The 24,771-nt window shown below is 71.0% G+C and carries 20 protein-coding genes and 1 tRNA gene; 9 read left to right on the top strand and 12 right to left on the bottom strand.

Translation table 11 applies throughout. From position 1 onward, the window contains the following. Positions 1–10: 10 nt before the first annotated feature. From QQM67_RS23010 to QQM67_RS22995, 4 genes are read right to left on the bottom strand one after another with little or no spacing between them, the layout of a single operon-like run. Positions 11–1,405, bottom strand: a complete 1,395-nt coding sequence (locus tag QQM67_RS23010) for an FtsW/RodA/SpoVE family cell cycle protein (protein ID WP_314175967.1) — start codon at positions 1,403–1,405, stop codon at positions 11–13. Between the two features lie 16 nt (positions 1,406–1,421). After that, positions 1,422–2,999, bottom strand: a complete 1,578-nt coding sequence (locus QQM67_RS23005) for a PP2C family protein-serine/threonine phosphatase (protein ID WP_314175965.1) — start codon at positions 2,997–2,999, stop codon at positions 1,422–1,424. Positions 3,000–3,022: 23 nt separating this feature from the next. Then, entirely contained in the window at positions 3,023–3,532 is a 510-nt protein-coding gene (locus QQM67_RS23000; RefSeq protein ID WP_070009087.1) for an FHA domain-containing protein FhaB/FipA, read from the bottom strand. A gap of 9 nt (positions 3,533–3,541) precedes the next feature. Beyond that, positions 3,542–4,363 carry a DUF3662 and FHA domain-containing protein gene (locus tag QQM67_RS22995; protein ID WP_314175963.1) on the bottom strand — a complete coding sequence of 274 codons (822 nt, stop codon included), beginning with the start codon at positions 4,361–4,363 and terminating at the stop codon, positions 3,542–3,544. A 386-nt stretch (positions 4,364–4,749) separates the two neighbouring features. Here QQM67_RS22995 and QQM67_RS22990 point away from each other — a divergent pair. Then, positions 4,750–4,833 (top strand) — tRNA-Leu (locus QQM67_RS22990). A gap of 289 nt (positions 4,834–5,122) precedes the next feature. On the opposite strand, the gene QQM67_RS22985 is transcribed toward QQM67_RS22990, so the two are convergent. Then, entirely contained in the window at positions 5,123–6,133 is a 1,011-nt protein-coding gene (locus tag QQM67_RS22985) for a LacI family DNA-binding transcriptional regulator (RefSeq protein ID WP_314176199.1), read from the bottom strand. Between the two features lie 348 nt (positions 6,134–6,481). Here QQM67_RS22985 and QQM67_RS22980 point away from each other — a divergent pair, with 348 nt between their 5' ends. Both QQM67_RS22980 and QQM67_RS22975 read left to right on the top strand, forming a co-directional pair. Further along, entirely contained in the window at positions 6,482–7,780 is a 1,299-nt protein-coding gene (locus tag QQM67_RS22980) for an MFS transporter (RefSeq protein ID WP_314175962.1), read from the top strand. After that, positions 7,777–10,557, top strand: coding sequence for a glycoside hydrolase family 78 protein (locus QQM67_RS22975; RefSeq protein ID WP_314175961.1), 2,781 nt, complete (start codon positions 7,777–7,779; stop codon positions 10,555–10,557). Before QQM67_RS22980 ends, QQM67_RS22975 begins: the two co-directional genes overlap by 4 nt. Positions 10,558–10,731: 174 nt before the next feature. Here QQM67_RS22975 and QQM67_RS22970 read toward each other — a convergent pair whose 3' ends face one another. Next, positions 10,732–11,880: a hypothetical protein gene (locus QQM67_RS22970; RefSeq protein WP_314175959.1), complete on the bottom strand. Its 1,149-nt coding sequence runs from the start codon at positions 11,878–11,880 to the stop codon at positions 10,732–10,734. A gap of 252 nt (positions 11,881–12,132) precedes the next feature. On the opposite strand from QQM67_RS22970, the gene QQM67_RS22965 reads away from it, so the two are divergent. Then, positions 12,133–15,933 (top strand): hydantoinase B/oxoprolinase family protein, encoded by a 3,801-nt coding sequence (locus QQM67_RS22965; protein ID WP_314175957.1) that lies wholly within the window; start codon positions 12,133–12,135, stop codon positions 15,931–15,933. Between the two features lie 107 nt (positions 15,934–16,040). Here the strand turns inward: QQM67_RS22965 and QQM67_RS22960 are convergent, their stop codons facing one another. Beyond that, on the bottom strand, positions 16,041–16,703 hold the full coding sequence (locus QQM67_RS22960) for an FMN-dependent NADH-azoreductase (protein WP_314175955.1): 663 nt from the start codon (positions 16,701–16,703) through the stop codon (positions 16,041–16,043). A gap of 110 nt (positions 16,704–16,813) precedes the next feature. On the opposite strand from QQM67_RS22960, the gene QQM67_RS22955 reads away from it, so the two are divergent. From QQM67_RS22955 to QQM67_RS22945, 3 genes are read left to right on the top strand one after another with little or no spacing between them, the layout of a single operon-like run. Beyond that, positions 16,814–17,212, top strand: coding sequence for a winged helix-turn-helix transcriptional regulator (locus QQM67_RS22955; RefSeq protein WP_314175954.1), 399 nt, complete (start codon positions 16,814–16,816; stop codon positions 17,210–17,212). 52 nt (positions 17,213–17,264) lie between these two features. Further along, a complete protein-coding gene (locus QQM67_RS22950; protein WP_314175952.1) occupies positions 17,265–18,272 on the top strand; it encodes a J domain-containing protein in 1,008 nt (335 codons plus the stop codon). A 16-nt stretch (positions 18,273–18,288) separates the two neighbouring features. After that, entirely contained in the window at positions 18,289–18,630 is a 342-nt protein-coding gene (locus QQM67_RS22945; protein ID WP_314175950.1) for a rhodanese-like domain-containing protein, read from the top strand. A 54-nt stretch (positions 18,631–18,684) separates the two neighbouring features. Here the strand turns inward: QQM67_RS22945 and QQM67_RS22940 are convergent, their stop codons facing one another. From QQM67_RS22940 to paaA, 5 genes are all read right to left on the bottom strand, one after another. After that, positions 18,685–19,773, bottom strand: coding sequence for a 2Fe-2S iron-sulfur cluster-binding protein (locus tag QQM67_RS22940; RefSeq protein ID WP_314175948.1), 1,089 nt, complete (start codon positions 19,771–19,773; stop codon positions 18,685–18,687). A 7-nt stretch (positions 19,774–19,780) separates the two neighbouring features. After that, positions 19,781–20,269, bottom strand: a complete 489-nt coding sequence (gene paaD, locus QQM67_RS22935) for a 1,2-phenylacetyl-CoA epoxidase subunit PaaD (RefSeq protein WP_314176198.1) — start codon at positions 20,267–20,269, stop codon at positions 19,781–19,783. 65 nt (positions 20,270–20,334) lie between these two features. Further along, positions 20,335–21,150 carry a 1,2-phenylacetyl-CoA epoxidase subunit PaaC gene (paaC, locus tag QQM67_RS22930; RefSeq protein WP_399067404.1) on the bottom strand — a complete coding sequence of 272 codons (816 nt, stop codon included), beginning with the start codon at positions 21,148–21,150 and terminating at the stop codon, positions 20,335–20,337. Further along, positions 21,147–21,434: a 1,2-phenylacetyl-CoA epoxidase subunit PaaB gene (paaB, locus tag QQM67_RS22925; protein WP_314175946.1), complete on the bottom strand. Its 288-nt coding sequence runs from the start codon at positions 21,432–21,434 to the stop codon at positions 21,147–21,149. The genes paaC and paaB overlap by 4 nt, the downstream gene beginning before the upstream one ends. Continuing rightward, positions 21,434–22,453, bottom strand: coding sequence for a 1,2-phenylacetyl-CoA epoxidase subunit PaaA (paaA, locus tag QQM67_RS22920; RefSeq protein ID WP_314175944.1), 1,020 nt, complete (start codon positions 22,451–22,453; stop codon positions 21,434–21,436). The genes paaB and paaA overlap by 1 nt, the downstream gene beginning before the upstream one ends. Positions 22,454–22,606: 153 nt before the next feature. Here paaA and QQM67_RS22915 point away from each other — a divergent pair, with 153 nt between their 5' ends. Together QQM67_RS22915 and QQM67_RS22910 are read left to right on the top strand one after the other, a co-directional pair. Next, positions 22,607–23,320, top strand: coding sequence for a DUF5819 family protein (locus tag QQM67_RS22915; RefSeq protein WP_314175942.1), 714 nt, complete (start codon positions 22,607–22,609; stop codon positions 23,318–23,320). Further along, complete coding sequence (locus QQM67_RS22910) at positions 23,317–24,768, top strand: HTTM domain-containing protein (protein ID WP_399067401.1); 1,452 nt, start codon at positions 23,317–23,319, stop codon at positions 24,766–24,768. Before QQM67_RS22915 ends, QQM67_RS22910 begins: the two co-directional genes overlap by 4 nt. Positions 24,769–24,771 lie beyond the last annotated feature (3 nt).

Genomic DNA, 24,771 nt, shown 5'->3' with positions numbered 1-24,771 from the left:
GCGGTCCGGTTCATGGGCGGACCACCTGCGTCATCTCGGCGTCCGGTGAGGGCGCGGGGGCCGGAGCCGGCCGTCGTGCCGTATCGCTGATCTTCAGCAGGATCGCCACGAGCGCCCAGTTGGCGATGACGGACGAGCCGCCTTGCGCGAGGAAGGGCATCGTCATGCCGGTGAGCGGGATGAGCCCCATCACGCCGCCCGCGACGACGAAGACCTGGATGCCGAAGGCGGCCGAGAGGCCGACGGCGAGCAGCTTGCCGAAGGGGTCGCGGGCCGCGAGCGAGGTGCGGATGCCGCGCTCCACGAGCAGCCCGTACAGCAGCAGCATCGCCATCACCCCGGCGAGGCCGAGCTCTTCGCCGACGGTGGCGAAGATGTAGTCGCTCTTGGCGGCGAACCCGATGAGCCGGGAGAAGCCCTGCCCGAGGCCCGAGCCGAGGGTGCCGCCGGAGCCGAAGGCCCACAGCGCCTGCGCGGGCTGCTCGGAACCGTCCTTGAACGCCTGCATGGGGTCGAGCCAGTCGTCGACGCGGCCCTGCACGTGCGGCTCGAAGCTGGCGACGGCGACGGCGCCCACCACGGTCAGCCCGAGCCCGAAGACGATCCAGCTCGTGCGCTCCGTGGCGACGTACAGCATGACCACGAAGAGACCGAAGAAGAGCATCGAGGTGCCCAGGTCGGTCTCGAAGACGAGGATGAGGACCGACAGCCCCCAGATGACGAGGATGGGCCCCAGGTCCCGGCCGCGCGGCAGGTAGAGCCCGATGAAGCGGCGGCTGGCCAGCGCCAGTGCGTCCCGCTTGACCATGAGGTAGCCCGCGAAGAAGACCGCGATGATGATCTTCGCGAACTCTCCGGGCTGCAACGAGCCGACGCCGGGGATCGTGATCCAGATGCGGGCGCCGAAGCGGGCCGGGAAGAAGACCGGGAGGATCAGCAGGATCAGCGCCGACACCATGGAGATGTACGTGTAGCGCTGAAGCACGCGGTGGTCCTTGAGGAAGACCAGCACGCCGACGAAGAGCCCCACGCCGAGCGTGGACCACATCAGCTGCGTGGGCGCGGCCGCGCCGCCGGGCAGCGGTTCGAGGTCGAGCCGGTAGATGAGGACGAGGCCCATGCCGTTGAGCAGCGTGGCGATGGGCAGCATCAGCGGGTCCGCGTACGGGGCCCAGCGGCGCACGACGATGTGCGCGACGCCGGCGAGCAGGCACAGGCCCAGGCCGTAGCCGAGCATGCCGGCGGGGAGCGCGCCGTCCTTGGCGAGGCCGACGTTGGCGTACGCGAAGACCGGGATGAGCACGGCGAAGACCAGCATCGCCAGCTCTGTGTTGCGGCGGCTGGGAAGGCCTCCGGGGGAGACCGTCGTGTTGCTGCCGGTGTTCGTCATGACGTTGCTGCTCATAGCTGCCGGAGCCCCCCTACGGCGCGGTGCACTGCTTGGCGAGCTGCTGCTGCTTCTCCGAGAGCTTCGGGCTGGGCGTCGGCGACGGAGAGCCGCTCGGGTCCTTGCTCGCGGAGGAGCCGTCGGCCGCGCCGGCCTTGTTCTTGTCGGCGCTCTTGTCCGCGTCGCCCTGCTTGCTCGGCTCGTCCTTCTTGCCCTCGTCGGCCGGGGGCTGGACGCGCTGCTCGGAGACGATCCGGCAGACCTTGGCCTGCTCCTCCAACTCGTCGGCCTTGTCGCGGGCTTCGCCCGCGCTGCTGGCCGCGATGGTCTCGCGGACCTGGTTGCGCTGGTAGCCGGGCAGGTACTTGAGTTCGACTGCGGGACGGTCCTGATAGACGTCGTGCAGGCTGATGCCGGCGAGTTCCTGGCTGATGCCGCGGTAGAGCGCGATGTGGTCGTCGTTGGCGCCGACGTAGTACTGGGTCTGCGTCCAGCGGTAGCCGCCGTAGAGACCGCCGCCGACGATGATGAGGATCATCGCGATCCACATGGACCGGCGCAGCCACCTTCTGCCGCCGGGGTCCTTGATGAAGTCGTCCTCGGTGTACGTGCCGAAGCTGCCGCCCGGCGGGGGGCCGGCCATGCTGCCGCTTCCGGGCGGCCCGAAGCCCTCGCCCGCGGAGTTCTGCGGCGGCACGGACTGGCCCGCGCTGCGGCCGAGTTCGGCCGCGCGCGCCGCGGGCGTCCCCATCGCGCCGACGCCGCCGAGCGGTGTCTGCGACTCCGCGACGGCTCCGACGACGACCGGGGTGTCGTTCAACTGCCGCCCCAGGGCGTCGTTCTCGTCGACGTCGACGACGTCCGCGACGATGCATGTGATGTTGTCGGGACCGCCGCCGCGCAACGCGAGCTGGATCAGGTCCTGCACGGTCTCGTGCGGGCCCTGGTAGCTGGCGAGGGCTTCCTCGATGGTCTGCGGGCTGACGACGGTCGGAAGGCCGTCGGAGCAGATCAGATAGCGGTCGCCCGCCCGTACTTCCCTGATGGACAGGTCGGGTTCGACGTGGTCGCCGCTGCCCAGCGCGCGCATCAGCAGGGAGCGCTGCGGGTGGGTGGTGGCCTCTTCCTCTGTGATGCGTCCCTCGTCGACGAGTTTCTGCACCCAGGTGTGGTCCTGCGTGATCTGCGTGAGCTGTCCGTCACGCAGCAGGTACGCACGGGAGTCCCCGACGTGTACGAGGCCGAGCCGCCGGCCCGTCCACAGCAGTGCGGTGAGCGTGGTGCCCATGCCTTCCAGCTGCGGGTCCTCCTCGACCATGACGCGCAGCTGGTCGTTGGCGCGCTGCACCGCGAGGCCGAGGGAGGTGAGGATGTCGGAGCCGGGGATGTCCTCGTCGAGCTGGACGATGGTGGAGATCACCTCGGAGCTCGCGACCTCGCCGGCGGCCTGGCCGCCCATGCCGTCGGCGACCGCGAGCAGGCGCGGGCCCGCGTAACCGGAGTCCTCGTTGTGGTCCCGGATCATGCCGTCGTGAGATCCGGCGGCGAAGCGCAGTGACAGACTCATGCGCACCTCGCCCGTCGGCTCCGGATACATCCGCACGGTGCCCACCCTCCGGTCGTCATGATCTGTAACTACTTCCGCAGCTCGATGACCGTCTTGCCGATGCGAATCGGCGCTCCGGGCTGGATCGGCGTCGGAGTGGTGAGTCGGGTCCGGTCGAGATAGGTGCCGTTGGTGGACCCGAGATCCTCGACGATCCACTGGCCGTCACGGTCCGGGTAGATCCTGGCATGCCTGCTGGAGGCGTAGTCGTCATCCAGCACGATTGTGGAGTCGTGAGCACGGCCGAGCGTGATCGTCTGACCCTGGAGCGCGACCGTGGTTCCGGTCAACGACCCTTCTGTGACGACGAGCTTGCTCGGTGCGTTCCGCCCGCGGCCACCGCCGCCGCGGCGCCCGCTCTGCTGTCTCGGGGGCTGCTGGCGCTGCTGCGGCCGCTGGCCCTCGGCCCGGCGTGCGGCGCGCTGCGTCACGCGCGTGCCGAACAGATCGCTGCGGATGACCTGCACGGCCACGATGACGAACAGCCACAGTACGGCGAGAAAACCCAGCCGCATGACCGTGAGGGTCAGCTCTGACATGCCCCCGCTTCACCCTTCGGCTTGCCGGTAAATGATCGTGGTGCTGCCCACGACGATGCGTGAACCGTCGCGGAGCGTAGCGCGAGTGGTGTGCTGTCCGTCCACCACGATGCCGTTCGTGGATCCGAGATCCTGGATCGAAGCCGGGTCTCCGGCGCGGATCTCGCAGTGCCGCCGCGAGACTCCGGGGTCGTCGACGCGCACGTCGGCCTCGGTGCTGCGGCCCAGAACGAGGGTCGGGCGGGAGATCTGGTGGCGGTTGCCGTTGATTTCGATCCAGCGCCTCGTCTCGGCACGGGGCATCGCGCCGCCGCCGGAGCCGGGAGCGTAGCCGGGCGGCGGGCCCGACGGCATGGGGGGAGCGCCTGCCGGGCCGGGGCCGGGCGGGTAACCGCCTTGGCCGCCGTAGGCGTTGCCGGGTGCGCCGGAGGCGCGCTGCGGCTGCTGCTGTGAAGCGCTGGAGGCGAGGGTGCGGCTGCGTACGCGGTAGAGACCGGTGTCGAGTTCGTCCGCCTTCTCCAGATGGACCTTGACCGATCCCATGAAGGTGTAGCGCTGCTGTTTCGCGTAGTCGCGTACCATTCCGCCCAGTTCGTCACCGAGCTGGCCGGAGTAGGGGCTGAGGCGCTCGTAGTCGGGTGCGCTCAGTTCGACGATGAAGTCGTTGGGCACGACGGTCCGCTCGCGATTCCAGATCGTCGCGTTGTTGTCGCATTCCCGCTGGAGGGCGCCTGCGATCTCCACAGGCTGTACCTCGGACTTGAACACCTTGGCGAAGGTGCCGTTGACCAGACCCTCAAGCCGCTGCTCGAAGCGCTTCAGAACTCCCACGTTGCACCTCCTTCCCAGATGCCCTCGGCTCTAGTGCGCCTCCCAGTGTCACCCGGCGGCGCGCAAGCTGTGTTCGTACGTCGGTCCGTACTGCTTACTGATCGTATCCACGCGTGAGGAAATCGGGCGGTTCCCCTGTGGTGCGCGACGGAGGAGTGTCACCTCTCACATCGTCGTGCACCGCCGTGCTCCCTCGGGCTCGCCGTCACACCCTCGCATGGATCGCGGCGTCCTCGAAGCCAGTGTCCCGTAGTCGTACGGGCACCTGCGGGGGCGCATACAGATGTGAAGCCAAGGCGGCCAGCGTGCTAATCTTTTCGACGTCGGCAGGCACCCTGAGGGAGCCCGTCGGCCGACTCCCCGATCAAGACCGGGGAGCGCCCGATGCGCGGGTGGCGGAATAGGCAGACGCGCTGGATTCAGGTTCCAGTGTCCGAAAGGACGTGGGGGTTCAACTCCCCCCTCGCGCACAGAGAGACACCGACGAAACGGGTCTCCGCCAGTGACGGAAGTCGCGGCGGGGACCCTTTCTCGTTGATCGCGTCGCGTGGACTCCGGCGCTACGTGGAAGCGCCGTTTCCGGGCACTTCAGGCGTTTCCGTGCCTAAGCGTACAAACCGGAACAGCTCCCCGAGGTCGATTCGCTCGGTGATCTTCGGTTCGCCGTGGGCGGAGTTGATCAGGCGGCGGTCCGTGCCGGGGCGTCGGGGCCGCGGGGACGCCCCCCCGGGGCCGGAGCCGGAGCGGCGGGTGCGCGGCTCAGTGCCGGCGGGGCAACGTCGAACGCCGTACGACGAGTTCGGGCTGGAACGCGATGCTCTGGTGTGCGTGACCGGGACCTCCGCTGGTCTCGTCGATCAGCAACTCGGCGGCGGTCCGGCCGATCTGCACCGCGGGCTGGCGCACCGACGTCAGCGGTACGGCGGCGGCCGCGGCGAACTCGATGTCGTCGTAACCCACGATCGAGACCTCTTCGGGCAGGCGCACGCCTGCCGAGAACAAGGTCTGCAACACCCCCAGCGCCAGCAGGTCGTTGGAGCAGAAGATCGCAGTGGGCCGGGACCCCAGGCCGAGGAAGCGCGAGCCCGCGTCCCGGCCGGCCGCCACGTCGTCCGCGCGGTTCTCCAGCACCATCAGGCTCTCCGGTGGGAGCCCGGCGTCGCCGAGCGCCTTCAGCGCGCCGGTGCGCCGGTCCTGGCACTGGGCGAGATGCAGGGGGCCGGAGACGTACGCGATGGAGGTGTGCCCGCCCTCGATCAGGTGGCGCACGGCCAGTTCGCCGCCCGCGACGTCGTCCACCGATACGGAGCAGGCCTCGTCGGCGGCCACCACCCGGTCCACGAAGACGTGCGGGATGCCGTGCCGCTGGAACGATTTCATGGTCTGCCCGCTCACGTCCGCGGGCGTGATGAGCACGCCGCGCACGCGCTGCTCGGCGAACAGCGACAAGTACAGGGCCTCGGCGGCCTCGTCCTGCTCGCTGTTGCAGAGCATGACGCCCAACCCCTCGGTGCGGGCCGCCTGTTCCGCCCCGCGCGCGACGTCGACGAAGAACGGGTTGCCCATGTCGAGCACGAGCAGCGCGATGATTCGGCTGTGCCCGGCACGGAGCTGGCGCGCGGACTCGCTGCGTACGTAACCGAGTTCGTCGACGGCCGACATCACGCGGGCACGGGTGCCCGGCGCGACGCGGTCGGGCCGGTTCAGCGCGTTCGACACCGTGCCGATGGAGACGCCCACCTGGCGGGCGACGTCCTTGATGCTGACCATGCCGGTGTTCCCGCCTCCGACGGCTGCCACTGACGTGTGCCTCCTTCGCCACCTCTACGTTCGCACCCTACCGCCGTGGCCTGCATGAAACGATTCATGACAGCTCGTGCCGGGTCCGGTCGCCGGGCTCGCCTTCCGTACGGGCACGCACCCGCTCGCGCCTCAGCTGGGAGAACCGGGTCTGGCGCGGGCCTCCGCCGACCACTCGGTGGCCTGTGCAGAGCCGAGTAAAACGATTCGCATCAACGATGTTCCAAGTGTTGTGCGATGCAAGTGCGGTGGCTACGGTGCCCGCTTAATACGTTTCAATCCCCTCATCCCTCATCGACGAGGAGTAGGAGACCCGGCATGGCATCCTCGGAGGCAGTCGGCGTGAGCCCGGCGGATGACAGCGAAACGATCACCCGGCAGCAGTGGAAGTGGGCGATTCTGGCCGGGATGGCGTCGTACATCGACGCCGGGTCGATCGTCGCGCTCAGTGCCGGCTTGGCCCTCTTCCAGTCCGAGCTCGGCCTCGGCAGCACCGCCGTCGGCGCACTCGCCGCCATCGGCCCGAACGCGATCGGTTGCGCCCTCGGGGCGTTCATCGGCGGCCGGTTGGGAGACATACTCGGCCGCAAGCGCATCTACAAGTACGACCTGCTGGTGTACGCGGCCGGGACGCTGCTGATCGCGCTGTCGTTCAACTCGCCGATGCTGTTCGTCGGCACCTTCATCGTGGGCGTCGCGGTCGGCGCCGACGTGCCGGCGTCCCTGGCGCTGGTCGGCGAGTTCTCGCCCGCGAAGGCACGCGGCAAGCTGCTGGGCTTCACCCAGATCGCATGGAACGCCGGGCCGCTGGTCGTGCTGCTGCTCGCCTTCGTGCTCGCGCCGCTCGGCATGCTCGGCATCCGCATCGTCTTCCTGCATCTGGTGCTGGTGGCGCTCGTCACCTGGGCGCTGCGCCAGGGGCTGAGCGAGTCCCCCCGGTGGGAGGAGGCGTCCGCGTCCGCATCCCAGGCGCCCGTGCAGCAGAAGCTGCGGAACCTCTTCAGCGGCGCCAATCTTCAGGCGCTCGTGTGGACCGTGACCATCTACGCCACGTGGAACCTCGCCGCCGGCACCAAGGGGATCTTCAACCCGTACATCATCAAGACGCTCAACGCCGGGAGTCAGGCGGTCAGCGTGGGACTCACCGCCCTCGGCTTCGCGCTCGGAATGACGGCCACGTTCGTGCTGTTCATGCGGCTCGCCGACAGGTCCCACGCGACTCGCAAGCGGATGTGGGGCGTCGGGGCGCTGATGCAGATCACCGCGTTCGCGATCTACCTGATCTTTCCGTTCAACATCCCGGTGATCATCGGGAACATCCTCTTCTGGGCCGTGGGCGCCGCGCTCGCCGGTGAGGCGATGTACAAGGTCTTCAGCCAGGAGCTGTTCCCGACCATCCTGCGCGGTACCGCGCAGGGCCTGACCTTCGGAACCGCCCGGGTCCTCCTGGGCATCTGGAGCTTCTTCGTCCCCGTACTCGCGACCACAGGGATCGAGCCCGTCGCGGCTCTGCTCCTGGTGTTCCTGGTCATCAGCGGAGCGGTGGGCTACTTCTTCATGCCCGACACCTCGGGCAAGTCACTGGAGCAGATCGAATCGGAGCGTGCACCCGCATGAGTTCGAAGTCCGCCGCCGTCAGCCCTGTCCGCTTCGAGCACCTCGATTCCGCGTTCGGGATCGGTACGCCGGCACCACGACTGTCCTGGCAGGTCGGCACCGACGACCCGTCCTGGCAGCAGACCGCGTACGAGGTGGAACTGGACTCCACGACGACCGTACGGGTCGAATCGGCCGAACAGGTCCTGGTTCCCTGGCCGTTCGATCCGCTGCCGTCGCGCACGCGGGCGTCCGTGCGGGTGCGCGCGGCGTCCGGCGACCGGTGGACGGAGTTCAGCGAGCCGTCCACCGTCGAGACCGGTCTGCTGGAACCCGGGGACTGGACGGCCCGGTTCATCAGCCCGGCGTCCATCGGCGGCATCGGCGGACCGGCCCCGGTTCTGACGCGGTCCGTCGTCCTCGGGCCCGGCATCGCGTCCGCGCGCCTGTACATCACGGCACACGGCGTCTACACGGCGACGCTGAACGGCGGCCGCGTGGGCGACGACGTGCTCGCTCCCGGCTGGACGAGCTACGACCACCGGCTGCGCTACCAGACCTACGACGTCACGGAGTTGGTCCACGAGGGCGAGAACACGCTCGAGGTGTTGCTGGGCAACGGCTGGTACCGGGGGCGGCTGGGCTTCGGGGGAGGCGAGTTCGCCAACTACGGGGAGCGGCTGGGCCTGTTCGCACAGCTGGAGGTGAACTACCCGGACGGCTCCACCGAGATCGTCGGCACCGACGAGCACTGGGCGGCGCACGAGAGCGGAATCCTCGAAGACGACCTGTACGACGGTCAGCGCACCGATCTGCGCCCGCGCAGGAGCAGCACCGCGGACGGCGTCGACGTACTGGACGCGGACGTCGGCCGGCTGACGGCACCCACCGGTCCTCCGGTGCGGGTCACCGAAGTGGTCCCGGCCGAGCGGGTCTTCACATCACCGGCGGGGCGCACCCTCGTGGACTTCGGCCAGAACCTGGTCGGCTGGGTGCGGCTGCGCGCGCGGGACACGAAGGCGGGGGACGAGGTCGTCGTCCGCCACGCGGAGGTACTGGAGGACGGCGAACTCGGCGTGCGCCCCCTGCGTACCGCGAAGGCCACGGACAGCTACGTGCTCGCGGACGCCGCCGAGGCGGTGCTGGAGCCGAGCCTGACCTTCCACGGCTTCCGCTACGCCGAGGTCACCGGCGTGCCCGGTCTCCGGGCGGACGACGTGGAGGCCGTGGTCGTCGGGACGGAGCTGCGGCGTACGGGATGGTTCTCCTGCTCCGAGCCGGATCTGGAGCGGTTCCACGAGAACGTCGTGTGGAGCACGCGCGGCAATTTCCTCGACGTCCCCACGGACTGCCCGCAACGGGACGAGCGGCTCGGCTGGACCGGCGACATCCAGGTCTTCTCGCCCACGGCGAGCTTCCTCTTCGACAGCGCGGGCTTCCTGGGTTCCTGGCTCGCGGATCTGGCGGCGGACCAGCATCCGGACGGTGCGGTCCCGTGGGTGATTCCGGAGCTGCGGAACCTCCAGGAGCTGATGAGCAAGGAGAGCCCGGCGGCGGCCGCGTGGGGCGACGCCGCCGTGATCGTGCCGTGGGTGCTCTATCAGCGCTACGGCGACGCGGACGTCCTCGACAGGCAGTTCCCCAGCATGTGCCGCTGGGTGGACAAGATGGCGTCCCTGACCACGGACGGCTTGTGGGCCGGAGGGTTCCAGTTCGGCGACTGGCTGGACCCGGCGGCGCCGCCGGACAACCCCTTCGCCGCGAAGGCGGACGCCGACATCGTCGCCACGGCGCACCTGGCCCGCTCCGCGGAGGTCCTGGCCGAGGCGGCGCGGGTGCTGGGACGCGAGGCCGAGGCCGATCATTACGCGTCGCTGGCCGCCCGCACGCGGGAGGCGTTCACCCGGGAGTACGTGACCGGTTCCGGGCGGGTGCTCAGCGACTCTCCGACGGTGTACGCGCTCGCCCTGGAGTGGGGACTTCTGCCCGAGGGGCCGCAGCGGGAGCGCGCCGCGCGGCAGCTCGCGGACCTCGTGCGGGTGAACGGGTTCCGCATCAGCACGGGCTTCGTGGGCACGCCCCTGATCACGGACGCCCTCACGTCGGCCGGCCGGCTCGGCCTGGCCTACAACCTGCTGCTGGAGAGGGGCTGCCCTTCCTGGCTGTACCCGGTGACCATGGGCGCGACGACCATCTGGGAACGCTGGGACAGCATGCTGCCGGACGGCTCGATCAACCCCGGCCAGATGACGTCCTTCAACCACTACGCGCTCGGGGCGGTGGCCGACTGGATGCACCGCGTCGTCGCGGGGCTCGCACCGGCCGCACCCGGCTACCGGGAGATCACGGTGCGGCCGCGGCCGGACAGCACGCTGACGCATGCGTCGGCGCGTCATCTGACGCCGTACGGCGAGGCGTCCGTCGCATGGCGGCGTGCGGACGGCGAGTTCTACCTCGACGTCGTGGTCCCCGTCGGTACGCGCGCCACGGTGCACCTGCCGGGCGAGGAGCCCGTCGTCGTACGGCATGGGCGGCACTCGTGGACGGTGCCGGACCCCGGCGCCGTACCGGAGCCCATGCCGCAGTCGGTGCGCGACCTCATGGACACGGAGCTGTGGCCGCAGTCGGTCTCCGTGCTGATCGGCTGCGGGCTGGTGGAGGACGCGGCCGAAGCGGCGCGCCGGGCCGCGCGGTACCTGGACCAGCCCGCGGGGAACCTGCCGCGGCTGGTGGCGCACAAGAAGACCCGCGAGAGCGTGGAGCGGGCAGTCCAGGAGCTCGGGAAGCTTCTGTCCTAGGGCGCTGCTGCGGGGGGCTGTCGCCGGGCGCGGGAGGGAGCGCCCGGCGGCAGCCCGCGACGGCGGCCTCGCGGCCGGAAACCGCAGCCCGGAAACCGCGGCCCGGAAACCGCGGCCTGGATCCGCCGACGGCTCCTCAGCGGCGGCCGCTCCGGACCGGCGCCGCCGTGGCCGTCAACTCCCGCTCGGCTTCGGCGCCTTCGCGGCGGGCGCGGAGCCGACCGCGTCACAGCGCGGCACGCTGTTGGGCGGTGCGCAGTTGTCCGGCGTGTTCTTGAAGACGGCGCTGCGGATGAGGTTCACCTCGGGCAGCTGCTGCTTGGTGGAGGCGCGCTCGATGGTGCGCTGGGGCCCGGGGATCGGCCGTGTGTAGATGCCGAAGCGGCGCCCGTCGTTGTGGATGCCGCCGCCGCTGCCGGCACCGCCGTTCGCGGCGTTCCGGGTGACGACGCTCCTGTACAGGGTGGTCGGCTCGTGCTGACCGATGAAGACGCCGCCGCCCCGTGTCTGAGAGATGTTGTCCCTGACCTTGGTCGAGTTCAGGCGGAGCGGCCCCGTCTCGTTGTCGATGAGCATGGTCATGATGCCGCCGCCGAGGCCGCCGCCCTGGTCCCCGACGTGGTTGCCGTCCAGCGACACGTGATCGAGCTTGGTGTCGCCTCCGTTCGCGAGGCCGCCCGCCCAGGACGACCCCGTGTTGTCGCGGATGGCGCCGCCCTGCATCGTCATCGTCCCGTTGGTGGCCAGACCGCCTGCGACGAAGCTGTTGTTGTCCCTGACCGTGGTGCCTTTCAGGACGAGCGTTCCCCGGCTGTTCCAGATCCCGCCGCCGAGCCACAGGGAGCTGTTGTTCCGTACCGTCACGCCGGTCAGCGTGGCTCTGCCGCCCTCGTTGTAGAGCGCCCCGCCGTTGCTCTCCTCGATCACGGACGTGGAGGCCTGACCGCCGCGGACGGTGAGGGAGTCCAGGGTGAGGCTGCCGCTGTTCTTCACGTGGAAGATGCGGAAGGCGGGCCCGTGCGGGCGCTGAACGGTGGTGCGGTCCCCGGAGATCCGCACCTTGCCGGTGATCTCGGGCAGGCCGTCGTCGGCGTTGTCGGCCTGCGTGAGCGAGTAGATGCAGTGCGGGGCGAGGACGATGCTGCCGCCGCCCGTGTTGGCGTCGTCGATGGCCCTCTTCAGCGCGGCGATGTCGTTGCAGGGGACGCGGACGGGCGCCTGTGCGCGTACGTGTGCCTGCGCCTGTCCGGCGGGGAGGAGGGTGAGGCACAGGCCGAGGCCGGCGACGGCGGTGAGCCCCGCGCGTCTGAGCATGTCTGTCATGCGGCTTCCCTTGGTGTGGAGGGCGGTCAGGGGACGGGTCCTGGCGGTGCCCCGGAGCCTTCGCGCAGCCGTCGCCCCTGAGCGCCGCCGGAACGGCATTCCGAGATCTATCCGATGGCCGGATGGGCCGCATTCGCGGATCGACCGTCTGGCCTCCGCACGCGACAGCACGGAAGCGGAAAGCGGCGGACGCTCGCACAGTGGTTCAGAGGAACGCACGGGAGCACATATGCCGCACAGAACGGAACGGACGTGACGGACGGCGCCGGCCGGCGGTGGCAGTTCTGGGTCGACCGCGGCGGCACCTTCACCGACATCGTGGCCCGGCGCCCGGACGGCGGGCTCGTGGCCCACAAGCTGCTGTCGGAGAACCCCGCCCGCTACGACGACGCCGCCGTGGCCGGAATCCGCGCGCTCCTCGGGCTGGACGGAGACGAGACCGTCCTGGGCGGCGAGGTCGAAGCGGTGCGGATGGGCACCACCGTGGCCACCAACGCACTGCTGGAACGAACCGGCGAGCGGACGGCCCTCGTCATCACGCGCGGCTTCCGCGACGCACTGCGCATCGGCTACCAGAACCGGCCCCGCATCTTCGACAGGGCGATCACGCTCCCCAGCGCGCTGTACGAGCGAGTGATCGAGGTCGACGAGCGCATCACCGCGGACGGTACGGTCCTGCGCGCCCCCGATCTCGGCGCGCTCGCGACGGAGCTCCGGCGCGCCCGCGACGACGGCATCCGCGCGGTGGCCGTGGTGTGCATGCACAGCCATCTGCATCCGGCACACGAGGAGGCCGTGGGAGAGCTCGCGGAGCGCACCGGCTTCCCGCAGGTCTCCCTGTCCAGCGAGGTCAGCCCGCTCATGAAGCTGGTGCCGCGCGGTGACACCGCCGTCGTCGACGCGTATCTCTCGCCGGTGCTGCGCCGCTACGTACAGCAGGTCGCGGAGCAGATGCACGGCGTGCGCCTGATGTTCATGCAGTCCAACGGCGGCCTCGCCGAGGCGGGGCACTTCCGCGGCAAGGACGCGATCCTCTCCGGCCCGGCCGGAGGCATCGTCGGCATGGCGCGGATGTCCCAACTCGCGGGCTTCGACAGGGTGATCGGCTTCGACATGGGCGGCACCTCCACCGACGTCTCCCACTTCGCGGGCGACTACGAGCGGGTGTTCACCTCGCAGGTCGGCGGCGTACGGCTGCAAGCGCCGATGCTCGACATCCACACGGTCGCGGCGGGCGGCGGATCGGTGCTGCACTTCGACGGGAGCCGCTACCGGGTCGGGCCCGACTCCGCCGGCGCCCACCCGGGACCGGCCTCGTACCGCGCCGGCGGCCCGCTGACCGTCACCGACGCCAACGTGATGCTGGGCCGCATCCAACCCGCCCACTTCCCGCACGTGTTCGGGCCGGAGGGCGATCAGTCCCTGGACCGCGAGACCGTGCGGCAGCGGTTCACCGCCCTCGCGGAGGACATCCGCCGGCAGACGGGAGACAGCCGCTCTCCCGAGCAGGTCGCCGAGGGCTTCCTCGAGATCGCGGTGGCGAACATCGGCAGTGCGATCAAGCGCATCTCGGTTCAGAAGGGGCACGACATCACGCGGTACGCGCTGACGACCTTCGGCGGCGCCGGCGCCCAGCACGCGTGCGCTGTGGCCGGCTCCCTGGGTATCCGTACGGTCCTCGTTCCGCCGATGGCCGGAGTGCTCTCCGCGCTCGGCATGGGCCTCGCCGACACGACGGCCATGCGGGAGCAGTCCGTCGAACTCACGCTCGCGGACGAGCACATGGAGCGGGTCCGGGCGGTCGCCGCCGACCTGGAGTGGGCGACGCGTGCCGAACTCCTCGACCAGGACGTGCGCGACGAGCACATCCGGGTGACGCGGCGCGTACGGCTGCGCTACGAGGGGACGGACACCGCGGTGCCGGTCGAGCTGGGCGGGCCCGCGGCCATGACCGAGGCGTTCGAGGCGAGCCACCGCGCGATGTACTCGTTCCTCATGGACCGTCCGGTCATCGTGGAGGCCGTGTCGGTGGAGGCGGTAGGCGTCACGCACCAGGACGGCCTCGGCGGCCTGGCCGGGCTCGGAGGCAGCGGCAGCGGCGGCGATCCGGCCGGGACGGACGGAACCGAGGGCACCGCGAGGAGCACCGCCCCGCTCTACACGGATGAGGAGTGGCTCGACGTCCCCCTGCTGCGCCGCGAGTCCCTGCGTCCCGGCGACTCCGTGGCGGGCCCGGCGATCATCACGGAGGCCAACGCCACGACCGTCGTCGACGCGGACTGGCGTGCGGCCATGACGGACACCGGGCATCTGCTCGTGCGGCGCGTGGCCGCACCCGGCCCTGCGGGGACCCCCACGGAGGCCGACGTCGGGACCGAGCCCGATCCGGTCCTTCTGGAGATCTTCAACAACCTCTTCATGTCCATCGCCGAGCAGATGGGCGCGCGGCTGGAGTCGACCGCGCAGTCCGTCAACATCAAGGAGCGCCTCGACTTCTCGTGTGCGCTCTTCGGCCCGGACGGCGATCTCGTCGCCAACGCCCCGCACATTCCGGTGCACTTGGGCTCGATGGGTACCACCGTCAGGGAGGTGATCCGGCGCCGGGCCGGGACGATGAAGCCCGGCGACGCCTACGCCGTCAACGACCCGTACAACGGCGGCACCCACTTGCCGGACGTCACCGTGGTGACCCCGGCCTTCGAGGATGCAGGCGACGGCGCGGACCCGTCGGAGGCGCGCATCCTCTTCTTCGTCGCCTCACGCGGACACCACGCCGAGATCGGCGGGCTGACTCCCGGGTCCATGCCCGCGGACAGCCGTGAGATCCACGAGGAGGGCGTGCTCTTCGACAACTGGCTGCTCGTCGAGGACGGCAGGCTCCGCGAGGAGGAGACCCGGAGACTGCTGACGGGGGCGCCTCACCCCTCCCGCAACCCGGACACGAACCTCGCCGATCTGCGTGCCCAGATCGCCGCCAACCGCAAGGGAGTCGAGGAAGTCGGCAGGATGATCGGCCACTTCGGCCTGGACGTGGTGCAGGCCTATATGCGGCACGTGCAGGACAACGCCGAGGAGGCGGTGCGGAAAGTCGTCGACGCGCTGGAGGACGGCGAGTACCGCTACGAGACGGACTCGGGGTCGGTCATCGCCGTACGGGTCTCGGTGGACCGCGAACACCGTTCCGCGACAGTGGACTTCACGGGCACCTCCGCACAGCTGGACTCGAACCTCAACGCCCCGTCCGCCGTGGTGGCGGCGGCCGTCCTGTATGTCTTCCGCACTCTCGTCGCGGACGAGATCCCGCTCAACGACGGCTGTCTGAGGCCGCTGCGCATCGTCGTTCCGCCGGGCTCGATGCTCGCTCCCGTGCATCCGGCGGCGGTCGTCGCGGGCAACGTCGAGACGTCGCAGGCGATCACGGGGGCGCTGTACGCCGCGATGGGGGTGCAGGCGGAGGGCTCCGGGACCATGAACAACGTGACGTTCGGGAACGAGCGGCACCAGTACTACGAGACCGTCGCCTCGGGCTCCGGCGCGGGCCGCGGGTTCGACGGGGCCTCCGTGGTGCAGACGCACATGACCAACTCCCGGCTCACCGATCCCGAGGTCCTGGAGTGGCAACTGCCCGTTCTCGTCGAGGAGTTCGCCGTACGCCACGGCAGCGGCGGAGAGGGGCGGTGGCGGGGCGGCGACGGCGCGGTGCGCCGGATCCGCTTCCGCGAGGCGATGACGGTCAGCACGTTGTCGGGCCACCGCCGCGTGCCGCCGTACGGCATGGCGGGCGGCGGCACCGGCGCACTCGGCTCGAACCGCATCGAGCGCGCGGACGGCGGCGGCCTGGTCATGGGCGCATCCGACTCCGCGGCGGTCCGTCCCGGCGACGTGCTGGTGGTGGAGACACCCGGCGGCGGCGGATACGGGAGCCCGCACGCGGTGCCGCGGGACGGCGCCGATCCGGCGGACGAGCGCGCCCGGCCTGACGGCGGCGCGCGACCGGAGCGCGGCTCCGGGCAGGACGGCAGAGCCCGAACCGACGGCGGTACGCGTCCCTGACGCGACGGCCGGCCGGCAGCCCGGTCAGGGCGCTGCCGGCCGGCGGTGCGGCGCGTGGTCGTCGGTGTGCGCCGGCCCGGACCCCACCCGGGCCGGGTGCGCGGGTGTCAGGCCGCCGCGGCCGCGAGGCGGGCGGCGAGTGTCTTCCCGCGGCTGCCCGCCTCCTCGTGTGCCTTGGTGCGCGAGGCGTTCGCGAGGTCGATGAGCGACTCCATCCCGGGAGTGCGCGGGGCGAGCGTGAGCTCCGGCACCACGAACTCCACGTCCAGGCCCATGCCTTCGCCGAGCACCTTGCCCAGGTAGTTCTGCACGAACTCCCAGCTCTCGCGCGGCGTTCCGGGCCCGTAGCCGCCGCCGCGGCTGGCCACGACGATCGTGGGGGTGCCGGCGGCCGACGGGGAGTCGATCCCGTAGTTCCGCCCGTTGAGGATCACCTGGTCGAGCCACGCCTTGAGCGTCGAGGGGATCGTGAAGTTGTACATGGGGGCGCCGATCAACACGGCGTCCGCCTGCTCCAGTTCACGTGCGAGCTTGTCGCGCAGCGCGTACGCCTCCGCCTGTTCGGGCGTGTGGGTCTCCGGGGGCGCGAAGCCCGCGGACGCGGCCACGCTGTCCAGATGCGGCAGCGGGTCGGCGGCCAGGTCGCGGTAGACGACCGTCCCGTCCGGATGCTCGGCCTCCCACGCCTCCCGGAAGGACGCGGCGACGTCGCGCGAGACGGAGCCGTCCTGCGGGAAGAGGGACGAGTCGAGGTGAAGCAGTGTGGCCATGGGGGAAGCTCCTCGGTGTGCGTAAGGAGGTGTTGTCGAGTACGTACCTAGTAATAACACAGGTACTTACTTTTCTGCATCCCCTTGTGTGGGCGCAGTACCCTTGACCCATGGCAGAGCCCCGGGAACAGACGCGGCCGGAGGTGGCGCTCGGCGCCGTCGGCGCGTGCAGCGAGCCCGAGAGCAGCATCACGCGCGTCTTCCAGGTGCTGGGCAAACGCTGGACCGGGCTCGTTCTCGCCGCGTTGATGAACGGGCCGGGTCACTTCGCCCAGCTGCGCCGGGCCGTGCCCGGCATCAGCGAGCGGATGCTCTCGGACAGGCTGACCGAGCTGGCATCGCTGGGCCTGGTCGTACGCACGGTGGAGGAGGGCCCGCCGCTGCGGGTCAGCTACAAGCTCACGGACGCGGGGATGGCGCTGAAGCCCGCGATGACCGAGCTGACGCGCTGGGCGGACACGCACCTGCCCGACGAAGCCACGGGCTGCCCCACGGAGTTCAGGGACTGATCCGCTCGGGCGAGCTGGGAAAGGCACGGCGGGCTTCCGTAGGGTGGGCCCGATGAAAGCGAACCCGGAAGCGGAAGCCGAAGAGCCGGAGCAGCGGCCGGAGCAGCCCGACGAGCCGGAGGCCGCGGCGGCTGCCGGAGAGCCGGCGGAATCCGGTGAGCCCGGGGCGCAGCGGCAGCCCGAGGAGCCGGACACGGAACGCCTGGAGCGGGCGGTACGGGCGGCCGAGACCGCGCTGATCGAGTTCGAGATCGCGGTGGAGACGTTCCGGGTCGAGATCGAGAACTTCTCGCGCCTGCACCACCAGCGCCTCGGCCCCATGTACGCGCGCCTCGACGAGCTGGACGCCTCGATCCTGGAGGTGACCGCGGCGATCAGCGGCGACCCCGAGGACCTGCGCAAGGCGCACGAGGCGCGGGCCGCCGTGCTGCCGATGCCCAAGGTCGAGGAGCTCTTCCACGGCTGGATCGACTCCGAGGGCCTCTCGCCCGAGGCCACGGCCATGCTCACGGGGCAGAACGTGCAGCCGCCGAGCCGCGTACGTCCGAGCGAGGAGGCGCGCAAGGCCTACCGCGAGCTGGTGCGCAAGGCACACCCCGATCTGGCGCAGGAGGACGCGGAGCGGCAACGCCGCGAGGAGTTCCTCGTACGCGTCAACAAGGCCTACGCGGAAGGCGATGCGGACGCCCTGCGGGACCTGCTGGAGGAGTGGGAGAAGGGGCCGCGCGAAGAGGAACCGGAGCCGCGGGTGCCGCACAGCGAACTCCTCTACGCCCGCCTGGAGTGGCTGGCGGAGCGCAAGGAGGTGCTCACGGCGATGGTCGCGGAGATGGAGGAGAGCGCGATAGGCGCGATGCTGAGGATGGCGCCCGACGATCCCGACCGGCTGCTGGAGGAGATCGCCGAGCAGCTGCTGGAGCAGGTGGCAGAGCGCGAGAGCGAACTGGCGCGGCTGGTCCAGATCCGCGACGCGGGGGCTGCCGGGACCGGGGAGAGGGCCGGGGCCGGGACCGGAGACGGGGACGCCGGGGCCGCGGGCGCCGGTGCGGAAGAGAACTGAGAGAGAGCTAATAGCCATGGAATTCGGTCAGTTGCCGCAGGTCGATGCCGCCTCGGTGCCGTCGGACGCGCTCGTGCTGGACGTCCGCGAGGACGACGAGTGGGCGGCCGGTCGCGCGGAGGGCGCGCTGCACATCCCGATGAGCGAATTCGTCGGCAGGCTGGGCGAGTTGACCGAGCGCGCCGGAGAGGGCGAGCGGGTCTATGTGGTCTGCCGCGTCGGCGGGCGCTCCGCGCAGGTGACGCAGTATCTGCGGCAGCAGGGCGTGGACGCCGTGAACGTCGACGGGGGCATGCTCGCCTGGGAGGCCGCGGGACGGCCCCTGACGGCCGACGCGGAGAGCGCGTACGTGCTCTGAGGCGCTTGCCTCTTCACGCGGGGCGGGGGCGGACCCTCTGGGCCGTCCCGGCGTTCAGCCGTCGAAGTCCACCTCGACGGCCGCGGTCACCGGGTGGGACTGGCAGGCCAGCACATAGCCGGCCTCCAACTCGTCCGATTCCAGCGCATAGTTGCGCTCCATGCGGACCTCGCCGGAGACCAGGCGGACCCGGCAGGTGCCGCAGACTCCTCCCTTGCAGGCGAACGGTGCGTCGGCGCGGTGGCGCAGAACCGTCTCCAGCACGGATTCGCCGTCGTCCATGGGCCAGCAGCCCGAGCGTCCGTCGAGGTTCGCCGTCACGGATGCGGCAGGCTGCGAACCGCCCCCGTCCGCCCGGGACTTGCGGGGCGCCGACGGCGCCTCCGTGACATGGAAGATCTCCTGATGGATGCGGGCCCGCGGCACGCCCAGCCCGCGCAGCGCCCGCGCTGCCTCCTCGACCAGGCCCAGAGGCCCGCACAGATACCAGCCGTCCACCTCGGCCACCGGCAGCAGCGAGGGAAGCAGGGCGCTCAGCCGCCGCTCGTCGAGACGGCCGCTCGGCAGCCCGCTCTGCTGCTCCTCGCGGGAGAGCGCCGTGACCAGCTGGAAGCGTTCGGGAAAGCGGTCCTTCAGGTCCGCGACCTCCTCCAGGAACATCGTCGAGGCTGCGGACCTGTCGCTCCGTACGAGGTGGAAGCGCGCCTGCGGCTCACGCGCGAGCAGCGTCGAGGCGATGGAGAGCACCGGGGTGATGCCGCTGCCGCCGACGACGGCCGCGAAGCGGCCCGGCCTGGGCTCCAGCACGAAGCGGCCCGTGGGCGGCAGGACGTCGACCGTGTCGCCGGGACGCAGCTCCTTGACGGCATAGCTGGAGAAGTCGCCGCCCTCGACGCCGCGTACGCCGATGCGCAGCTCCGCCGGTTCGTCGCACGCGGGCGCGCACAGCGAGTACGTGCGCCGCACCTCCGTGCTCGCCGCGAGGGTGTCGGCGCCGGGGCGGTGCCGGCGCAGGGCGATGTGCTGGCCGGGCGAGTAGCCGTAGAGGGGGCGCAGCTCGGGCGGGACGGCGAAGGTGAGGGCGACGGAGTCGTCGGTGAGGCGGTCGACGGCCGTGACGCGCAGTGCGTGGAAGGTGCTCACGGCGCCCTCACACCTCCTTGAAGTGGTCGAACGGCTCCCGGCACGACTCGCAGCGGCGCAGCGCCTTGCACGCGGTGGACGAGAAGCGGCTGAGCAGCGTCGTCTCCGTCGAGCCGCACTGCGGGCAGCGGATGGCGAGCGTGAGCGGCACCGGGGCGTGCGTCGACCCGCCGCCATGTGCAGCCGCGCCCGCGCGTGGAGGCGCGACGCCGTGGGCGGCCAGCTTGCGGCGCCCCTCGTCCGAGATGTCGTCGGTGCTCCACGGCGGTGCGAGGACGACCCGGACGGTGACCTCGGGGACGCCGTGCTCGCGCAGGACCCGCTCGACGTCGGCGGTCATCGCCTCGATGGCCGGGCAGCCCGTGTACGTCGGCGTCAGCTCGACCTCGACCGGCCCGTGCGGCGCCGTCTCGCGCACGCGGCGCAGCACGCCCAGCTCGGCGAGCGTGATGACGGGAAGCTCGGGGTCGGGGACCGAGCCCGCCCATGCCTCCAGCTCGCGCTGCCGGTGCTCGGCGGTGCCGGCGCGTGGCTCAGCGCCGGTGACGGGCCCGCCGCCGGTCACCACGAGGCCCCCGGGTGGCTGCGGTGCAGGTGCTGCATCTCGGCGAGCATCCGGCCGAAGGGCTCGGTGTGCACGCCCTGCCGCCCCGCGCCGGCGCTCCAGGCGCCGTGCTGCGGGGACTCCGGAACGGTCAGCGTGGCCCGCGTCAGCGTGCCGGTGACGCGCTCCGTCCAACCGGTGCGCAGTGCGCCCCAGTCGACGCCGCCGACGGGCTCCGGGCCCTCTCCCTCACGCTTCGCGGGGGTGGGGTCTCCGCAGCGAAGCGAGGGGAAGTGCCCCCAGGGCTCAAAGAGCTCGCCCGTGAAACGCCACAGGGAGTCCACCGCCCGCTGGGCACGCTCGTGGCTCTCCTCCGTACCGTCGCCGAGGCGGAGCGTCCACTGCTCGGCGTGGTCGCGGTGGTACGCGGACTCCCTGACGGCCTTCGCCGCGAGGGGCTGCCCGAGCTCGGCGAGCTGTCCGTACAGCAGCTCCTGCCAGGTGGAGAAGTAGAGCTGGCGGATCATCGTGTGCGCGAAGTCGCCGTTGGGCTGCTCGGCCAACTGGCAGTTGCGGAAGGCCCGTTCCTCGCGGAGGAAGGCCAGCTCGTCCTCGTCGCCCAGCTCGGCGTAGAGGGCGCGGGCCTGGCCGAGCAGGTCGAGGGCGATGTTGGCCAGCGCCAGCTCCTCCTCCAGCACCGGCGCGTGCCCGGCCCACTCGCCCAGGCGATGGGAGAGCACCAGCGCGTCGTCCGCGAAGGGCAGCAGCGGGTCGGTGAGCGCGGCGGCGGTGCGCGAAGAGAGCTGCCCGGAGCCCGGGGCGGAGCCCGTCACAGGTTCCGCACCCCTTCCGGGACCTCGTAGAACGTGGGGTGGCGGTACGGCTTGTCGGCGGCGGGCCCGAAGAACGGGTCCTTCTCGTCCGGCGACGACGCGGTGATCTGGTGCGACGGCACGACCCAGACCGAAACGCCCTCGGAGCGGCGGGTGTAGAGGTCGCGGGCGTTGCGCAGGGCCATCTCCGCGTCGGGCGCGTGCAGGCTTCCGGCGTGCGTGTGCGACAGGCCGCGCCTGCTGCGCACGAACACCTCCCACAGGGGCCAGTCCGTGCCGCTCATCACGCGCTCACCGCCGTCTCCGTACGCTCCCGCGCCGGGCCGCCGTCCGCGGCCGTGGGCTCGTGCTTCGCCGCGTACGCCGCTGCCGCGTCGCGCACCCAGGCACCTTCCTCATGTGCCTTGCGGCGGCGGCTTATCCGCTCTTCGTTGCACGGCCCGTTGCCCTGGAGCACCTGACGGAACTCCTCCCAGTCGATCGGGCCGAAGTCCCAGTGGCCCCGTGCGGCGTTCCACCGCAGTTCGGGGTCGGGGAGCGTCAGGCCGAGGGCCTCGGCCTGCGGCACGCAGATGTCGACGAAGCGCTGGCGCAGTTCGTCGTTCGAGTGGCGCTTGATCTTCCACTCCATGGAGCGGGCGCTGTGCGCCGACTCGTCGTCCGGCGGCCCGAACATCATCAGGGAGGGCCACCACCAGCGGTCCACCGCGTCCTGCGCCATCGAGTGCTGCGCCTCGGTGCCGCGGCTGAGCGCGAGCAGCAGCTCGAAGCCCTGCCGCTGGTGGAAGGACTCCTCCTTGCAGATGCGGATCATCGCCCGGGCGTACGGCCCGTACGAACACCGGCACAGCGGGACCTGGTTGGTGATGGCCGCGCCGTCGACGAGCCAGCCGATCGCGCCGACGTCGGCCCAGGTCAGCGTCGGGTAGTTGAAGATCGACGAGTACTTCTGGCGGCCCGAGTGCAGCTTGTCCAGCAGCTCCTCGCGGCTCGTGCCCAGCGTCTCGGCGGCGCTGTACAGATACAGCCCGTGCCCCGCCTCGTCCTGCACCTTCGCCATGAGGATGGCCTTGCGGCGCAGGGAGGGCGCGCGCGTGATCCAGTTCGCCTCGGGCTGCATGCCGATGATCTCGGAGTGCGCATGCTGGGCCATCTGCCGCACGAGCGTCCTGCGGTAGTCGTCGGGCATCCAGTCGCGCGGCTCGATCCGCTCGTCGGCGGCGATCGCGCTGTCGAAGGCCGCGACGGACTCCGCCGGCTCCCTGGCACCCTGCGCGCCGTCGCCGAGCAGCACCGATGTCATCCCGACCCCCTTGCCGGCGGCCGAAGCCGCACACCCAACCGACCGATCGTTCGGTTCAATGGTGGGCCGGGGCCCCACAGGGTGTCAAGCCTCGAATAATGTCTGGGGTCGTATCGGCTGACCGACCGACGGACGTGGGGAGCAGGGGAGGGCATGGAGCCAGAAGAGCAGCAGGCGCCGCAGGCGGAGCCGCGGCCTGAGCCACCGCCGGGGGCGGATGCGGGAGGTTCGGGATTCGCGGGGCTGTCGCGGCCGGGGCGCGTGATCGTGGCGGCGACCGCCGCCCTCGCGGTGCTCGCCGTCGCCGTCCACCTGTCGATGGTCTTCCTGCACGTCGCGCCCCCGAACACGCTCAGCAAGAAGCACGGGGCGGGCATAGACGACTACGTCTACCCGGAGTTCGAGCAGAACTGGAAGCTCTTCGCACCCAATCCCCTTCAGCAGAACATCGCCGTGCACGCCCGTGCCCGCGTCGCCAAGGACGACGGAAGCACGGAGACGACGGGCTGGGTCAACCTCTCGAAGATGGACGGCAAGGCCATCGACCACAACATCGCGCCGAGCCACGTCCAGCAGAACGAGCTCCGCCGCGGCTGGGAGTTCTACCGCGGCTCGCACGACGAGAAGGGCAAGGCCCTCGGGCTGCGCGGCCGGCTGTCCGAGTCGTACGTGAAGCGAATAGTGATGCTGCGCTTCGGCCGTGAGCTCAACGGCGGCACCGTCGAGCGCATCCAGGTCCGGTCCGCCACGACCCCGGTCAGGATGCCCTCGTGGAGCGACGAGAAGTCGGACGCCAAGACCGAGTACCAGGTGCAGCCCTGGTGGCAGATCGGCAGCGCGGACCTTCCGGGGGGCTGGGAGAAGTGACCGAACAGCAGCGTCCGCAGGACGACGGGACGCCGTCCGCAGTGCCTGGGCCCCGGTCTGAGTCCGGGCCCGAGTCCGGGCCTGAGCCGGAGCACGCACCCCAGTACACGTCCGAGCACGCGCCCGCACCCGCGCAGGCGCCCGAGTCCGCGCCGTCGCGCGAGGAGCGGCCGCACGCGTACGAGGGCTTCATCGCGCGGAGCCTCGCCCGCGTCACCAGCGAGGCCATCGCCCCGTACCAGACGGCGGTCGTACGGATCGGCTTCGCCCTCACCTGGCTCTGCTTCCTCCTCCGCGAGTTCCCGCACCGGCACGAGCTCTACGGGCCCGACGGCCCCTGGAGCTGGAAGCTGGCGGAGGAACTGACGGGCTCCAACCACGCCTTCACCGTGCTGATGTGGTCCGAGAGCACCGTGTGGTTCGAGTTCGTCTACGCCGTGTCCATCGCCGCGAGCGTCGCCGTGATCCTCGGCTGGCGCACCCGCACCGCCTCCGTGGTCTACATGGTCGGCGTGCTGAGCCTTCAGAACCGCAGCGTGTTCATGGGCGACGGCGGCGACAACGTCATACACCTCATGGCGATGTACGTGGTGCTCACGCGCTGCGCCCAGGTCTGGTCCCTCGACGCGCGCCGCCGCCGCAGGGCGGCCCGGCAGCCGGCGGCCGGCGGCCCGACCGCGTCCGGCGGTGCGGACGTGACGGGCGTCGTGATGTGGAGCCTCTTCGGCGCGATCATGCTCGGTTCGACCGTCAGCGGCGGACTCAGCGTCGGCTGGGGCCTGTTCTTCTGGGCGCTGTGGGCGGCTCAGGCGGTGTGGTGGCTGGTCGAGCGGTACATGCCGGGCAGCGAGGCGCACACCGTCTGCGACATGGTGGCCCGTCTCGCTCACAACGCGGCGCTTCTCGTCATCGTCGTCGAGGTCTGCTTCATCTACTCGACCGCGGGCTGGTACAAGATCCAGGGTTCGCGGTGGCAGGACGGCACCGCCGTCTACTACCCGATGAACCTGGACTACTTCTCCCCCTGGCCCGGGCTCAGTTCCTTCCTGGCGGGCAGCGGCCTGCTGATCCTCCTGGCCACGTACGGGACGGTCGCGGTCCAGGTGGCCTTCCCGTTCACGCTGTTCAACCGCCGGGTCAAGAACGCGCTGCTCGCCGCCATGATCGCGGAGCATCTGAGCATCGCGGTGCTGCTCGGGCTGCCGTTCTTCTCGATGGCCATGATCGCCGCCGACGCCGTATTCCTTCCGACCATCGCCCTCGTATGGCTGGGCCACCGCTTCCAGGGCGGCTGGGACCGGGCGCTGGCCCGGCTGAGCCCCGGGCGCGGACGCCGTACGGACGGCGGCGGTCACGGCGGCGGCGCCGACCCGGGCGGTGACGGCGGTGCCTCCACCACGTCGCCCGTGCCTCAGCAGCGGAGCGGGGACGGGGTATCCGTACGCTGACGC

It is taken from the genome of Streptomyces winkii (genome assembly GCF_032248595.1).
Taxonomy (GTDB): domain Bacteria; phylum Actinomycetota; class Actinomycetes; order Streptomycetales; family Streptomycetaceae; genus Streptomyces; species Streptomyces winkii.
This window is presented reverse-complemented; position numbering and strand designations above follow the sequence as displayed.